The organism is Acetobacter suratthaniensis (genome assembly GCF_017377745.1).
In the GTDB taxonomy this organism is placed as follows: Bacteria; Pseudomonadota; Alphaproteobacteria; order Acetobacterales; family Acetobacteraceae; genus Acetobacter; species Acetobacter suratthaniensis.
The window spans coordinates 1-15,168 of record NZ_JAFVMG010000026.1 but is presented as its reverse complement, the minus strand read 5'-3'; the positions used below and the strand labels follow the sequence as shown (position 1 = coordinate 15,168).

Annotated in this window: 8 protein-coding genes and 2 pseudogenes; 8 read left to right on the top strand and 2 right to left on the bottom strand. The window is 56.8% G+C overall.

Features of this window, described 5'->3' with window-relative positions; all coding sequences use genetic code 11:
* Positions 1 to 438, top strand: a pseudogene (locus tag J2D75_RS13675) (hypothetical protein); the annotation flags it as partial.
* Positions 439 to 659: 221 nt separating this feature from the next.
* Here the strand turns inward: J2D75_RS13675 and J2D75_RS13670 are convergent.
* Positions 660 to 1,742: an IS5 family transposase gene (locus J2D75_RS13670; protein ID WP_207855354.1), complete on the bottom strand. Its 1,083-nt coding sequence runs from the start codon at positions 1,740 to 1,742 to the stop codon at positions 660 to 662.
* A 45-nt stretch (positions 1,743 to 1,787) separates the two neighbouring features.
* Complete coding sequence (locus J2D75_RS13665) at positions 1,788 to 2,114, bottom strand: hypothetical protein (protein ID WP_207855352.1); 327 nt, start codon at positions 2,112 to 2,114, stop codon at positions 1,788 to 1,790.
* 30 nt (positions 2,115 to 2,144) lie between these two features.
* Here J2D75_RS13665 and J2D75_RS13660 point away from each other — a divergent pair.
* From J2D75_RS13660 to J2D75_RS13630, 7 genes and pseudogenes are all read left to right on the top strand, one after another.
* Positions 2,145 to 3,051: pseudogene (locus J2D75_RS13660) on the top strand (IS5 family transposase); the annotation flags it as partial.
* A 236-nt stretch (positions 3,052 to 3,287) separates the two neighbouring features.
* Positions 3,288 to 4,508 (top strand): nitrate/nitrite transporter, encoded by a 1,221-nt coding sequence (locus J2D75_RS13655; RefSeq protein WP_207855351.1) that lies wholly within the window; start codon positions 3,288 to 3,290, stop codon positions 4,506 to 4,508.
* A gap of 49 nt (positions 4,509 to 4,557) precedes the next feature.
* Positions 4,558 to 6,219: an alginate export family protein gene (locus J2D75_RS13650; protein ID WP_207855353.1), complete on the top strand. Its 1,662-nt coding sequence runs from the start codon at positions 4,558 to 4,560 to the stop codon at positions 6,217 to 6,219.
* A gap of 372 nt (positions 6,220 to 6,591) precedes the next feature.
* Positions 6,592 to 9,489 carry a nitrite reductase large subunit NirB gene (nirB, locus tag J2D75_RS13645; RefSeq protein ID WP_207855350.1) on the top strand — a complete coding sequence of 966 codons (2,898 nt, stop codon included), beginning with the start codon at positions 6,592 to 6,594 and terminating at the stop codon, positions 9,487 to 9,489.
* 7 nt (positions 9,490 to 9,496) lie between these two features.
* Positions 9,497 to 13,471 (top strand): bifunctional nitrate reductase/sulfite reductase flavoprotein subunit alpha, encoded by a 3,975-nt coding sequence (locus tag J2D75_RS13640; protein WP_207855349.1) that lies wholly within the window; start codon positions 9,497 to 9,499, stop codon positions 13,469 to 13,471.
* Entirely contained in the window at positions 13,471 to 14,091 is a 621-nt protein-coding gene (locus J2D75_RS13635) for an ANTAR domain-containing response regulator (RefSeq protein WP_086646655.1), read from the top strand. Before J2D75_RS13640 ends, J2D75_RS13635 begins: the two co-directional genes overlap by 1 nt.
* A complete protein-coding gene (locus tag J2D75_RS13630; protein ID WP_207855348.1) occupies positions 14,088 to 15,062 on the top strand; it encodes an ABC transporter substrate-binding protein in 975 nt (324 codons plus the stop codon). Before J2D75_RS13635 ends, J2D75_RS13630 begins: the two co-directional genes overlap by 4 nt.
* The last annotated feature ends 106 nt before the right edge of the window (positions 15,063 to 15,168 follow it).

Below are 15,168 nucleotides of genomic sequence, written 5' to 3'. Positions count from 1 at the left end.
GACGCGCGGGCGCAGGCCGGTGATCAGCGGCGTAATTCGAAAGCGGCTCTGGCCATCGACATCATTGCTGCCCATCCCGTGATTTCAGCGACGACCCTGGCCGCGCGGCTGTCGGTGTCGGTTCAGGCCGCCTGTGTCCTGCTGGAACGGTTTGTTAAGCGGGGGTTGGTCGTCGATGTGACCCGGCGTTCAGCGCGGCGGCTTTTTGCGTTGAAAGACCTCGCCCCGCTCCGTGAAGCGGTTGGCGTAAGGGAAAAATGGGCTCCGGGGCGTAAGCGGGGGCGACCACGCTTGGGAGAGAACGCCGATCCTATTGTTCTGGATGTGGACCCGGCCGAGGGGCTGTTTCATCGTTGGGAGCCAGACTACGCAAGGCTTGAAGACGCCATGGCAGAAGCAGAGCGTTTATGCCTAGCCTCGGGAATTTATGGGAATTAATAGATCAGCGGCCAACAGCACCATAGAAATAATGGTAATTAAATAAAGACAGAAAATTATTTTGTGGTTTATCGTGGCTATTTCGAGGTGGAGGGATCGAAGAACCCTTGATTGATACGCTTGGCTGGTGATTTCAGGTTTTTGGCGATTTGATTGACTACTTTTAGGTTCGTTTTCGATCTGCGTTTTGAGCAGATCAAGTGCTGCCCCCCGCTGGATTGCTATGCATTCGCGCTGATCCGTTCCAGGAAGAGGAGGCGACGCATATTATAGACGATATTGGCCAACCCGATCCTCATGGTGGCCCGCGTTATGCCGACGGTTCGGACGAACAGCCCGGTCTGTGATTTCTGATCAGCAAAGACATGCTCGACACGCGACCGGATAACGGACTTTCCGGCGTTGGATTTCTGGATATGTCTGGGCATAGGCTTGAGATGCGGCTTTTTCCTGTGAACCTTCGAGACAAAGCCCTGCTCCTCCATGAAGTCCTCATTGGCTTTTGAGCGATAGGCCGTGTCTGCCCAGACGCTTGAGGCCGTATTGGTTTTATCCAGCAGCCCTTCTCGCAATCGCGCACCATCACTGGCGGCGGCATCCGTCGTCTTCCATTTGCGGATGAACCGAAACTTCCGATCGATGGAGACGTGGGATTTGTAGCCAAAGAACGGGATGGCAAGATCGCTGGATGGCATGGTTCCATCATCCTGCCGCTTCGCCTTCGTGAACTTCAGCGTCCATCGTGCATGCCTGTCCTTGTGCGACAGTTTGGATGGCTTGTCCTGCCAGTCTTCAGGAATACGGCCTGCCCGGAGATCGGCTTTCTCGGCGTTCGTGTTGCGCTGCTTTGGAGCAGCCACCAGCGTTGCATCCAGGATCTGGCCCGACATCGGCAGATAGCCAGCGCTGCGCAGGATCGTATCAAAGCGATTGAACAGACCCTCGATCGCTCCCGCCTGGGTCAGGCGCTCACGGAACAGCCAGACCGTTTTGGCATCAGGCACCCGGTCCGACAGCCCTAGACCAAGGAAACGCATAAAGGAGAGGCGATCGTTGATCAGATATTCCGTCCGCTCATCAGACAAATTGTTGAGCGTCTGGATCACCAGAATTTTGAACATCAGCACCGGATCAAATGGCGGTCGTCCGCCTTTGCTTCCGTCAGAATACGCCAGTACCTTCTCCAGGTCAGGGCGGAAGACTTCAAAATCAACAGTCCGGGAAAATGCTTCGAGCTGATCACCAAGCCCGCTCAACCGGGCAAGCCGCTCTTCAACGTCAAAAAATCCTGCCTGCTTCATGATCCATACTCCAATCAACTAAGGGGAAATGGAATCACAGAGCAGACCTCAAAACCAGAGGGTTTTTCGAACCCTCCATGCAGCGGTATTGCACTGAAGGGCAGAGCATAGATGATCGTTGAGGTGCGGCCAGACAACTGGCAATAGGGCAATTACTACAACGGCTGCAAAACTATTGTTTTGCAGCGGCACGAACTGGGCGGCGTCATTGCTTATCGAGGCTGCTAGGCTTTCGAGTTCTTTAAGGCGCTCCATGAATAACCCATTCGATTTTGGGAAAATATCAACGTCAATATTAATAACCCTGAGGCAGTCAGTGTTTTTTTTGTTAGTTAAAAACCGGCTTTGTTGCGCAAATAGTGGCGAGGGATTCACGGCGTGAATCCATTCTGGTAGCTAGGTGAGATGAGCAAGCCGCAGCCGACACGATACCGCGCGACGAACTGGTCCTCCTACAATTCGGCGCTGAAGATGCGCGGTTCACTGACGGTGTGGTTTGATCCGTCGATGGTCTGGGAAGGCCTTCCGACCGGACATTGGGGACGGCGGCAGAGTTATAGCGTAGCTGCGATCCACACCTGTCTAACACTGATAAGTTCTGTTTGGTTTTGCCCTACGGCAGACGACCGGTTTTGTTGAAAGTCTCCTGCGGCTGGCAGGCCTCGACTGGTCGGTGCCGGATTTCAGCACGCTCAGCCGTCGGCAGAAATCCCTGACGGTCGACATCCCCTATCGCGGTTCCGATGGGTCGCTTCATCTTCTAATCGACAGCACCGGGATCAAAGTCGAGGGAGAAGGCGAATGGCACTCCCGTAAGTACGGGGCGTCAAAGCACAGGATATGGCGCAAGCTTCATATTGCTATCGATGAAGGGTCTCTGGAAATCAGGGCCGTTGAAATGACGGGGAAGGATGTTGGTGACGCGCCGATCCTGCCGGTGCTCCTGGCTCAGATCCCCGAAGATGAAGATATCACCAGTGTCACAGCTGACGGTACTTACGACGCCCGACGATGTCATGAAACCATTGCCGAACGTGGAGCGCAGGCCATTATTCCTCCTCGGAAGAACGCAAAACCATGGAGCCCCACAACATCCGGCGCGATCGCCCGCAATGAGGCCTTGCGGGGGGCAGACCGTTTGGGGCGGACCATCTGGCGATGGTGGAGCGGATACCATCGACGAAGCCGCGTCGAGGCGAAAATGCACTGCATCAAGCTGCTGGGCCAACGCCTGTCAGCAAGGGATTTTAACCGTCAGATCACAGAGTTTCACGTCCGTGTCGCCATACTCAACCGCTTCACCGCGCTCGGCACCTTGCGCGGCCTGTGTGGCAAAAAACAAACAGCATCCTGCCAGGATGTCGCCTGCGCACAGAAACATTTTGACATCGGAATTATATGCCGTCATCCTTTGGTCAGATCTGGTAAATGTCAACGCTGGCATTCGATCCATAAGGTCATGATGATATCTACATTGGGGGCCAATGATGGCCTTCTTGCCCATGGTGGGCGTGCCTGACGTTTAGCCCGGCACTAGGTATTAGTGTTATGGATAGAGGTTTCCTCAAAGCTGGTAATCCCCGCACTCTGCTTGCTGCTTTTCTTTATTTTGATGTGTCTTTCATGGTCTGGGTGCTGCTTGGGCCGCTTGGCATAGCCATATCACATGACCTGCACCTGAACTCCGGCCAGAAGGGGCTTCTGGTGGCCATGCCTGTGCTTGCAGGTGCTTTGCTGCGGGTTGTTGCTGGCGCACTGGTTGACCATTATGGCCCGCGTCGTGTTGCCATAGGCATGCAGTCCTTTGTTATTGCGGGGCTTTCCGCTACGTGGGTGCTGGCACCACACAGCTATGCCGGTCTGTTTCCCGTAGCTTTTGTTCTGGGTGTGGCTGGGGCTTCCTTTGCTGTTGCTCTGCCTTTGGCATCTGGCTGGTATCCTCCGCAGTATCAGGGCACGGCACTCGGTATTGCCGGGGCTGGTAATTCCGGCACGGCGCTTGCCTCCCTGTTCGCGCCCGGGCTTGCGGCCCTTTATGGCTGGACCAACGTGTTCGGGCTGGCCACGCTGCCGCTTGTTCTTGTGTTGTGTGCCTTTATCTACCTTGCCAAAGAACCACCCCGCCGCCCGAGTGCCGGCCTTGTGGCGTGGCTCCCGGTTTTGAAAAAAGCCGATTGCTGGGCTCTGATGTTCTTTTACGGCGTAACATTTGGCGGCTTTGTTGGGCTGGCCTCCTTCCTGACCATTTATTTTAATGACCAGTATGGCCTTTCCCCCGCAGTGGCTGGGAGCTGCACCGCGCTGGTGGTGTTTGCTGGTTCCTTTATCCGCCCGCTGGGTGGCGCACTGGCAGACCGTATTGGGGGCGAGCGTGCGCTGTGCATACTCTATGGGGCCGCAACCGTTATTTTTGGCCTGATCGGTTTTGGGCTGCCTACGATCTGGCTGGCGTTCCCCGCTTTTTTTGCGGGCATGCTGGTGCTGGGGCTGGGGAATGGTGCCGTTTTCCAGCTTGTTCCCACACGTTTTGCACAGCAGGTGGGCATATTGACCGGGCTGGTCGGCATGAGTGGTGGGGTTGGCGGGTTTTATCTGGCCTCCTCTCTGGGAGCCGCACGGCAGGCAACGGGGTCTTATAGTCTGGGGTTTCTGGCTTTTGCCGGTATCGCTCTGGTGGCTCTTGTCTGCGTCTCCATCTGTCGCAGAAGCTGGAACAAACCAGCCGATGCACATGGGTGTGACACGACCGGCCTTTCCGCAATTTCCTGATCCTCCTTACAGCCACGGATTATGACACGTGACCTTGAACAAGAATCGCGTGCGCCCCCGGTGCGCCCTTTTTCAGACCTGGCCAATCTCGGTTCATGCGGCTGTGCTGCTGGGCACTGTGGGGATACACCCCGCCGTGGCGCAGGCCGCCAGTGCACCCGCGCAGGATACAGCCCCGACTGCACTCCAGACCATTGTGGCGGTGGAGAAAAACAACACGCCCAAACCCGCAAAAGCGGCGGGGCACATCCCCCATACACAGGATTGGGGGGTCTTCAACGCAGGCAAGCAGGCTGCCAGCGGCTTTGGAACAATGGCAGGCTTTGGGCAGGTCCGCTGGGCCGAAGACTGGAGCGATCTCGCAAATGTTCCGGTATCAAAAAGAAATAAGGACTGGTTCAATCGCCTTAAATACATACGCCTGAACACCACAGGCAGTATCTGGCTCTCCCTGAGCGGGGAGGAGCGGCTACGCTATGTGTTTGAAAACCAGCCCATGATGGGCACCGCAGGCAAAACCAATGCCAACCGCGTGCTGTTGCGCAACATGTATGGTGCAGACCTGCATCTCGGTGAACATGTGCGCGCATACGCCGAGTTTTTGTGGGGTGTGGCCGGTGGCTCCAATTACTACGGATATCAGGCAGGCACACAGCGCGAGCGGTTGGACCTTCAGCAGGGGATTCTGGAGGTAAAGGAGCATCTGCTGGGGGCGAGCATGGGGGTTATTGGCGGGCGGCAGGTATTTGTGGATGCGCCGGTTTCCATGCAGTCGGCCCGTGACCTGCCTAACGTGCAGCAGACATGGGATGGCGTGCGGGGCTACGCGGTGTGGAAGTCCTTTCGTGTTGATCTGTTTGACTTCATGCAGACCAATAAAAAGCCGATTGATGTGTTTGCAGATGGCACAAGTTACAATGCCCGCATGTATGGCGCCTACACATCCACGGCACTGCCATCATTTTCTTTTATGAAGCAGAAGAGCCAGCTTTTTGCCGATGTGTTTTTTCTTGGCTACCTGTTTAACGGTGCCAATGCGGCCCTGCCTCTTGCTCAGGCAGGCAAGACGGAAGCAGGCTCCACCCGCCGGGATAATATAGGCGGGCGTTTATGGGGGAATGCCGGTCCGTTTGATGTTAATCTGACCGGGGTTTTTCAGGGTGGGCAGTTTCGTCCCGCGCAAAAGGATGCACAAACCCGTCCGGTCCGGGCATTTGCGGTTAACGGCAGTATTAGCTGGAATGCAAAAAACCTTCTGGGTAAACCCTCTTTCGGGATTCAGGCCGATGTGTTTTCCGGCGGGAATTACAACAGCAAGAATGGTGCAGTTGGCACTTTTGCAACACCGTATGTCGCATTGCCATATTATAACGATGTTACACTCGCCCTGACATCCCAGAACCTTGTGGGGGTTGGCCCGCTAATTACAGCCGCTCCCAAACCCAACCTGCGCCTGAGGCTGCACGTGCCTGCCTTCTGGCGCGAGAGCACACAGGACGCCGTTTACGGAACAGGCAAGACCTATGCCTGGCGCAATAACCTGCATGGAGGCTTTGTTGGTGTTTCTCCCCAGGTGCAGGTTGCCTGGAGTTTTGCCCCACATTTTACATGGATGCACGATATTGCAGGTTTTGCCTCATCCCACGGTATGCGGGAGGCCGGGGCCAAAAGCAGCATGTTTTATATGCAGACCATGGAGTTCAAGTTCTAGGTCCGTATGCCATGAGCCGGGGCAGCTTTTGGCGTAATATGTGGTTCCCTATTTATTTTATTTCGTGTAAGGAACTAATTGGAAGCATCCCATAACAGTTACCGTCAACGGCGGTGGTAACGGGTTAACGGCGAGTTGTTCAGGGGTCAACGGCGGCTCCTTGGCCTGAACAAGGCGTGTTTGCACACAGTGCAAATGTAGGAACCGTTCCATAATGGTGCAGAGTTTTTCCCATTCTGTTTTCTGTAACATGCGTCTTTCCCTGTGTGTACGCCTCCTGCGGGGGCGGTTGCACGCTTCCGGGCAGCCTTGCGCGCATATGGGCATTTGCATTGTCACCCCCTGTTCCCAAATTGCGAGGAGTTACTGACCATGGCCACTACCGGCACTATCGTTATCATCGGCAATGGCATGGTGGGGCACTACTGTGCAGAACAGCTGGTCATGCACGGCCTGCACGAAAATTGCGCAATCCACGTATTTGGCGAGGAACTGTACGATGCATATGACCGTGTGCACCTGACCGAATACATGACCGGGCAGGATGCGCTGGCCCTGCGCCTGCATGCGGAAGATTTTCATGCAGCACACGGCATTACCCTGCACCGTGGGGTACGTGTGAGCAGCATAGACCGGCAGGCACAGACCGTACACAGTGCAGAAGGCGCTTTGCAGTACACAACCCTGATTCTGGCAACCGGCTCCACCCCCTTTGTGCCTCCGGTGCCCGGAAATACCGGTACGGCAGGGCTTGTTTACAGGAATCTGGAAGATCTGGACCTTATCCGCGCAGCAGCACAGGGTGCACAGCACGGCACGGTTATCGGGGGTGGTCTGCTTGGGCTGGAGGCCGCCAATGCCCTGAGAATACTGGGCCTGCACACAAGCGTTATCCAGCTTGGCGGGCACCTTATGTCTGCCCAGTTGGATAAGGAAGGCGGGGATGCGCTCAAATGCCGGATCGAGGCATTGGGGATAGATGTGCGCACATCCCACGCCACAAAGCAGATTGTGCCGGGGCAGACCTGCCGGCACCGCCTGATTTTTGCAGATGATACGTTCCTTGAAACCGATATGGTGGTGTTTTCCGCCGGTATTCGTGCGCAGGACCAGCTTGGGCGTGAGTGCGGGCTGGAGGTGGAAGCACGCGGCGGTATTGTGATTGACCAGAGCTGCCGCACGTCAGACCCAGCTATTTTTGCCGTTGGGGAATGTGCCTCCTGGCAGGGGCAGGTTTTTGGTCTGGTTGCGCCCGGCTATGCCATGGCCCGCACGGTTGCGTCCATTCTGGCAGGCGAGGAAGCCGCTTTTACCGGGGCGGACATGTCCACCAAGCTCAAATTGCAGGGTGTGGATGTAGGCTCCATTGGCGATGCCTACGGGGCAACACCGGGGAGTAGGAGCTACCGCTTTATAGGCGAGGCAGATGGCACTTACAGGCGGCTTGTGCTGTCTGGGGATGGTACCCGTGTTCTGGGTGCCGTGCTGGTGGGGGATAATTCGTATTACGACACCATTCTCCAGTACGTGCAAAACGCGATCAAACCCCCGGCCGACCCGGCAGCACTTATTCTCCCGCGTGGGGAAGGGGCGGAACTGCTGGGGGCCGATGCCCTGCCCGATACGGCCATGGTCTGCTCATGCCATAACGTGACCAAAGGGGCGATCTGCGCAACATTAGATGCCGGATGCACTGATCTGGGGGAACTCAAGCAGACCACAAAAGCCAGCACAGGGTGCGGCGGGTGTGCCGCCCTTTTGAAAAGTGTTTTTGAAACGGAACTGGAAAGCCGTGGCATTACGGTTGATCGCAGCCTGTGCGAGCATTTTTCCCATACCCGGCAGGAACTGTATTCTCTGGTCCGGGTGCACGGTATCCAGACATTCGAAGAGCTGATGCAGCAGCATGGCCATGGCGGTCTGGGGTGCGACATTTGCAAACCTGCGGTTGGGTCCATTCTGGCTTCGGCCTGGAACAAGCCCATAACCGACCCGCTGTATATTCCCCTGCAGGACACGAACGACACGTTCATGGCCAATATGCAAAAGAACGGCACCTACTCGGTTGTGCCACGTATAGCCGGGGGAGAAATTACACCGGACAAGCTGATCGTGCTTGGTCAGGTTGCAAAAAAATATGATCTCTACACCAAAATTACCGGTGGGCAGAGGATCGACCTGTTTGGCGCGCAACTGCACCAGCTGCCAGAAATCTGGACCGAACTGCTCGATGCAGGGTTTGAAACGGGGCAGGCTTACGGCAAGTCTACCCGCACCGTAAAATCATGCGTGGGGAGCACATGGTGCCGTTACGGTGTGCAGGATAGTGTGGGCAAGGCCCTTGATCTGGAAAACCGCTATAAGGGGTTGCGCTCGCCCCACAAACTCAAGTTTGCGGTTTCTGGCTGCACGCGTGAATGTGCGGAGGCACAAAGCAAGGATGTGGGGGTTATCGCCACAGAAAACGGCTGGAACCTTTATGTCTGCGGTAATGGCGGCATGCGGCCGCGCCATGCGGAACTGTTTGCAACCGACATCGATTCAGAAACTCTGATAAAATATATAGACCGTTTTCTCATGTTCTATATCCGCACGGCCGATAAACTCCAGCGGACTTCTGTCTGGCGTGAAAATCTGGAAGGTGGGCTGGATTACCTCAAGGACGTGATCATCAACGACAGTCTTGGCATTGCCGAAGAGCTGGAACGCCAGATGCAACTGGTGGTGGACCGCTACCATTGCGAATGGCGGGACGCACTGAGTGACAAGGACAAACTCAAGCGCTTCCGCACATTTGTAAATGATGCCCGCCCAGACCCCAACATTCGCACCGTGGCCGAGCGTGATCAGGTCAGGCCTGCTGCCAATCTGCCCGAGGCAGGGAGCCTTGCAGGCCCGCAGGCATGGACGGAACTGTGCGCGCAAACGGACCTTGTGGAAAAATCCGGTGTGGTCGCATGGTGCGAGGGTAATCAGGTCGCCCTGTTCTATGTTCCGGCCACGCAGGTTGAGCCCGCCTGTGTGTATGCGCTAGATAACCATGACCCGTTTTCGCATGCCAATATTATTGGCCGGGGGCTGATAGGGGAGCTCAAGGGGCAGCGGGTTGTGGCCTCACCACTGTACAAGCAGCACTTCCGTCTGGAAGATGGCCAGTGTCTGGAGGATGCATCTGTCCGGCTGCGCACATGGGATGCACGGCTGGTGGATGGCAAGGTGCAGATCCGGGTGCGCGCCGGACAGGGCACGCCTGAACTGACACCAGCCTGACGTGGCCATGCCTGATACTTCATTCCGTTCTGTCTGCCCGTATTGTGGCGTAGGGTGCGGGATTATTCTGGATGTAAAGGATGGAAAAATTGCAAAGGTGCGGGGTGATGCCGCGCACCCTGCCAATGCCGGCCGTTTATGCACAAAAGGTAGTTCGTGCGATAAGCCTTTATATGCGCAGGAGCGTTTAAAAACGGCCCTGTTGCGCCCGCAACGTGGGGCGGATGTCGTGGCGGTTCCGCTTGAACAGGCTATTGACAAAACGGCAGCAAGGTTAAGGAGTATTCTGGATACACATGGGCCGGACGCAATTGCGTTTTATGTGTCCGGTCAGATGTCTGTGGAGGCACAGTACCTCATTAACAAACTGGCAAAAGGGTATGTTGGAAGCCAGTATATAGAATCCAATTCCCGCCTGTGCATGGCAGCGGCAGGTACAGGCTACAAGCTCTCGCTCGGGGCAGACGCACCACCGGGCAGTTATGAGGATATAGACACCACCAACCTGTTTTTTGTCATCGGGTCCAATATGGCCGATTGCCACCCGATCGTGTTCCTGCGTCTGATGGAGCGGAAAAGGGTCGGGGCCAAGCTGATTGTGGTGGACCCACGCAAAACGGCCACGGCGGAAAAGGCGGACCTGTATCTGCCCATCCGCTCGGGAACAGACCTGGCCTTGCTGAATGGCCTTTTGCATATTCTTGTTGAAAATGGAGACATAGACAAACAGTTTATCACGCAGGCAACCTGTGGGTGGGATGCCATGCCTGCATTTCTGGCAGAGTATGCGCCCAGCACTGTTGCCGAAATAACCGGCCTGCCTGTTGCAGATATTATGACCGCCGCCCGCTGGATTGCTCAGGCCGGGGACTGGATGAGCCTGTGGACCATGGGGCTGAACCAGAGCGTTGCGGGAACATGGAATACCAATGCGCTATGCAACCTGCACCTTGCCACAGGCGCGCTGTGCAAACCCGGTTGCGGCCCGTTTTCCCTGACCGGCCAGCCCAACGCCATGGGGGGGCGCGAAATGGGTTACATGGGGCCGGGGCTACCGGGGCAGCGCAGCGCGCTGGTGGCGGAAGACCGCGCGTTTGTGGAGGCGCAGTGGAAGCTCCCCCCCGGCACCCTGCGGGATGTGGGGGGCAATGGCGCCATTGCCATGTTTGAGGCCATGGAAGAAGGCCGCATAAAAGCCTGCTGGATTATCTGCACCAACCCTGTGGCCACTGTTGCCAATCGCGGCCATGTCATACGGGCATTGGAAAAAGCGGATTACGTGGTTGTGCAGGACGCTTTTGCAGATAGTGAAACCACAGGATTTGCCGATAGTCTGCTCCCAGCTGCCCTTTGGGCAGAAGCGGATGGCGTGCAGGTTAATTCCGACCGGACCATGACCTTGGCACAAAAGGCGGTCGCTCCACCGGGGGAAGCACTGGCCGACTGGGAGCTTATTGCCCGTGTTGCGTGCGCCATGGGGTTTGAGCAGGGTTTTTCCTTTACCTCCGCCGCTGAAGTGTTTGCTGAACTCAGCCGTTTTACAAACCCCAAAACTGGCTATGACTGCGCCGGAGTGAGCTATGAGCGCCTGCGCCAGGGTCCGGTGCAGTGGCCTGCCCCTGTGGGGGACACGCAGGCCCGCCACCCGGTGCGCTATGTACCGGCCGGGCAGGTGCTACCGGTTTTTCCCACCCCCGATGGGCGTGCGATTTTTTACGCGCGCCCGTGGATGCGCCCGCAGGAATGGCCAGATGAGCAGTTCCCCTTTGTGCTCAACAGTGGCCGACTGCAACACCAGTGGCATACCCTGACCAAAACAGGCCGTGTTGCCAGCCTGAACCGCCTGAATCCCGGTCCATTTGTGGAGGTTTCGGTGCAGGATGCACAGTTACTTGGGTTGCAGGCGGATGATCGTGTCAGGGTGACGTCCCGCCGTGGGCACATTGTTCTGCCTGTTCAAATCAGCCAGCGCGTGGGGGCGGGGCAGTGCTTTGCCCCATTCCACTGGAATGACCGCTTTGGCCCGGACATGGCCGTTAATGCGGTTACATCGGATGATGTGGACCCGCTCTCCCTCCAGCCCGGCTTCAAGCTCTGTGCCGTTAAGCTGGAGCGGGTTGCGCTAGATGTCGTGCCGCCCTCAGCCCCCCGTCAGGAAGAAGGAAGTGCCCCTATGCCGCTTGATACCCTGATGCGTCATTTCTCCCTTGATGATCCTGCCCTCCAGCCAGATTTGCCCGAACAGGCCAGAATATGGCTGAAAGGTTTTCTGGAAGGGTTGGGTATGGTGCCCCCACAACCCGGTCTGGTGCCGGATGTACCCGCATCCGCTCCCTTGCCTGTGGAGGCGCGGAGTTATGTAAACGGCCTACTAGCGGGCCTGTTCAGCCGTGTGGGGGAGGCGTGTGCCCAGCCTTTGCCCCCGAATGTTCTTGCCGTGCGGCAGAGCATCCGGGTTTGGTGGGCATCGCAGACTGGTCGGGCGGAGGCGCTGGCCGCTACCGTGGCTGTCTGGCTGCGGGAGGCCGGGTATACGGTGGAACTCGCCTGTCTGGATCACTGCAAGGATGCGGACCTCGGGCAGGGGAAGGCTATTTTTGTTGTCTCCACCTTTGGGGATGGAGATCCCCCCGATTGTGCAACCCCATTCTGGGACACCCTGCGTGCGCGTAAGGAGGCACTGACAGGCCTCTCCTGCGCGGTTCTGGCGTTGGGGGATTCCTCCTATGCCAGTTTCTGCGGGTTTGGCTGTGCGCTGGATGGCCGCCTGCGGGAACTGGGTGCCTGTATGATCATGGACCGCGTGGATTGCGAACCGGATTTTGAGGATACGGTAGAAGTCTGGCGTGGCCAGCTTCTGGCTGTGCTGGACAGCACAACACCCCCAGTGGCCCCACCCCCCGGAGGGGAGGCCGCACCCGCCACCACGCTGCCCGAGCCCAGAGTTGGCACAAGGGATGCGCCGGTTATTGCCCGCCTTGCACTGAACGAACGTTTGTGTCAGGGCGCTGCCAGCAAGGATACACGCCGTATTGGCCTGGACCTGGGCAAGAGCAGCCTGGACTGGAAGCCCGGAGATGCGCTGGGGATATGGCCCTGCAACGCTGTGGAGGTTGTCAAAACCACTCTGGCGGCACTGGGTCTGCCAGCGGATACTCCCGTGACCCTAAAGGGCGCAGGCACCGTTGGGCTGCACGATGCCCTGTTGCGCCATTTTGATCTGGCACGCCCCAACCCGGCAATGCTGCACGCACTTGGCCGGACCGAAAGCAGCTACCTGCCCAAACTGTTGCAGGCGGCCCGCCTTGATGTTGCAGCACAGGATGTGCCCGCCCTATTCCGCAGGATGCAGCCCCGGCTTTATTCCACAGCCTCTTCCCCGCTCGTGTCGGGGCGGGTGGTGGAACTGACTGTGGGCGTGAATAACGACCCATGGCCCGGTGTGTGCACAAACTGGCTTGCCGGGTTGCCCGCCGGGGCCGATGTGCCGGTTTTTGTTCAACCCACAACGCATTTCCATCTTCCCGCAGATGGCGGGACGGATGTGATCATGATCGGCCCCGGCACGGGTATTGCGCCATTCCGCGGTTTTTTGCAGGAGCGTGAAGCCCTTGGCGTAACAGGGCGCAACTGGCTATTTTTTGGCGAACGGCACGCTCAGGAAGGGTTTTACTATCAGGAGGAGTTGGCCCGCTTTGCGCATACCGGGTGCCTGACACGGCTTGATACCGCATTTTCGCGTGATCAACCCAAGCGGATCTATGTGCAGGACAGGATGGAGGAAGCCGGGGCAGAGCTATGGAACTGGTTGCAGGCCGGGGCTTTCATTTATATCTGTGGAGATGCGGCGCGTATGGCGCGTGATGTGGATGCCGCATTGCGCCGTATTGTGGCACAGCATGGGGCCATGTCAGCAAGCCAGGCAGATGATTACGTTGCCGGGCTGACCAGAGGGGGCCGCTACCTGCGAGATATTTATTAATGGATAAATATCCTGCCCCATCCCCCATGCGCACCCCCATCAAGGTGCTGGTTGCCGATGAAAACCCCGGACGGGCAAAGGCCTTGTCCGATACGCTGCGGGCGGACCCGTCGCTTGATGTACAGTCCGTTCCTGTTGGCATGAGCCTGATAGAAGCCGTGCACCAGTACTACCCCGATGTTGTGCTTGTGGACATGGCCCGCGCAGACCGTGATGCGCTGGATAGCGTGCGCGCACTGTCTGTTCCAGCACTGGAACGGCCCATTGCCCTGTTTGTGGATGAGGACGATGTGGACCTTATGGAAACCGCGTTTGATACTGGGGTATGCTCCTACAATGTTCTGGATGCCCCCCCGGATGATGTTAAGCCGCTGCTCCGTGCAGCCATTGCGCTCTATGCGCGTTTTCAGCGCACGCGGGCGGAACTCAGTGCCGCACAGCAGGAAATTGAAGAGCGCAGGATTATTGATCAGGCCAAAAAGCTGTTCATGAAAAATGAAAAAACAAATGAAACACAGGCATATCGCTGGTTCAGAGGGCGGGCAATGCAAACATCCCAGCGTATTGTCACCGTGGCCACCCAGTACCTCGCCGCGCAGCAGAAAAGCGACACACCATGACCAGACCTCTCCGTATCGGGTTGTTGCGCCTGTCTGATAGTGCGCCCGTTATGCTTGCCCATAATGCGGGCCTGTTTGCACAATACGGGCTTAGGACGGAACTGGTAGTTTCTCCCTCATGGGCCAATATCGCAGATGGTCTGGTCTGGAAAACGCTGGATGCCGCCATTATGTTTGCGCCACTGGCTATGATGACCTCTTTGGGCAGGCGTGGGCATATGCCAGCACTCAAGCCCCTTGCGACGTTAAGCTATGGGGGCAACACCGTTATACTGCGTGGCACCAACCCGCTGATGGGCCAGTGGCCCACGGGGGATAAAGGACGTGAGGCCTTTGAGACATGGCGCGCTACAATCGGCCGCCGTCCAAGGCTTTCTGTTGTGCATATGTATTCAACCCATTTTCTTATCCTCAAGCGGTTCCTGTTATCCATAGGGGTGAACATGGAGCAGGATATTGAAATTCAGGTCATGCCTCCGCCTGATATTATCAGCGCCCTGATGAATGGTTCCATAGATGGCGGGTGTGTAGGCCCGCCATGGGGGACAGAAGCATGCCTGCAAAACCTTGCTTTTCTGGCTGGTGGCTCTCAAACCGTTATGCCGCGTCATATTGAAAAGCAGTTTGTTGTGCCACAAGGCACGTCTCAAAATCAGGATGTCTGCAAAGCAATTATCAACGCGCTGAACGATGCCACGATTTTTTTGCGCAATGCGGAAAACAGGCAGACTGTTGCACATGACCTAGCCGCACCGCTGGAAGAAAAAGGATTAAACCTGCCCGAAGCCGCAACCCTTAAAACCTTGAGTGGCGAAGGCTTTACAGAAAAAACACATTACATCCATGGCCATACAGAAGCAGGGAACGTGGCGTGGATGCTGGATGATATGCAGGGGCTGGGCTGGATCACTCAAACGGAACACAGTTTTCTGGAAGAAAAATGGAACGTGGAGGGGTCGAAGAACCCTTGATTGCTGTGCTTGGCCGGTAATTTCTGGCTTTTGGCGATTTGATTGACGGCGCTTTGGGTCATTTTTGACCTGCGTTTTGAGCGGATCGAGTGTTGTCCCTCGCTGA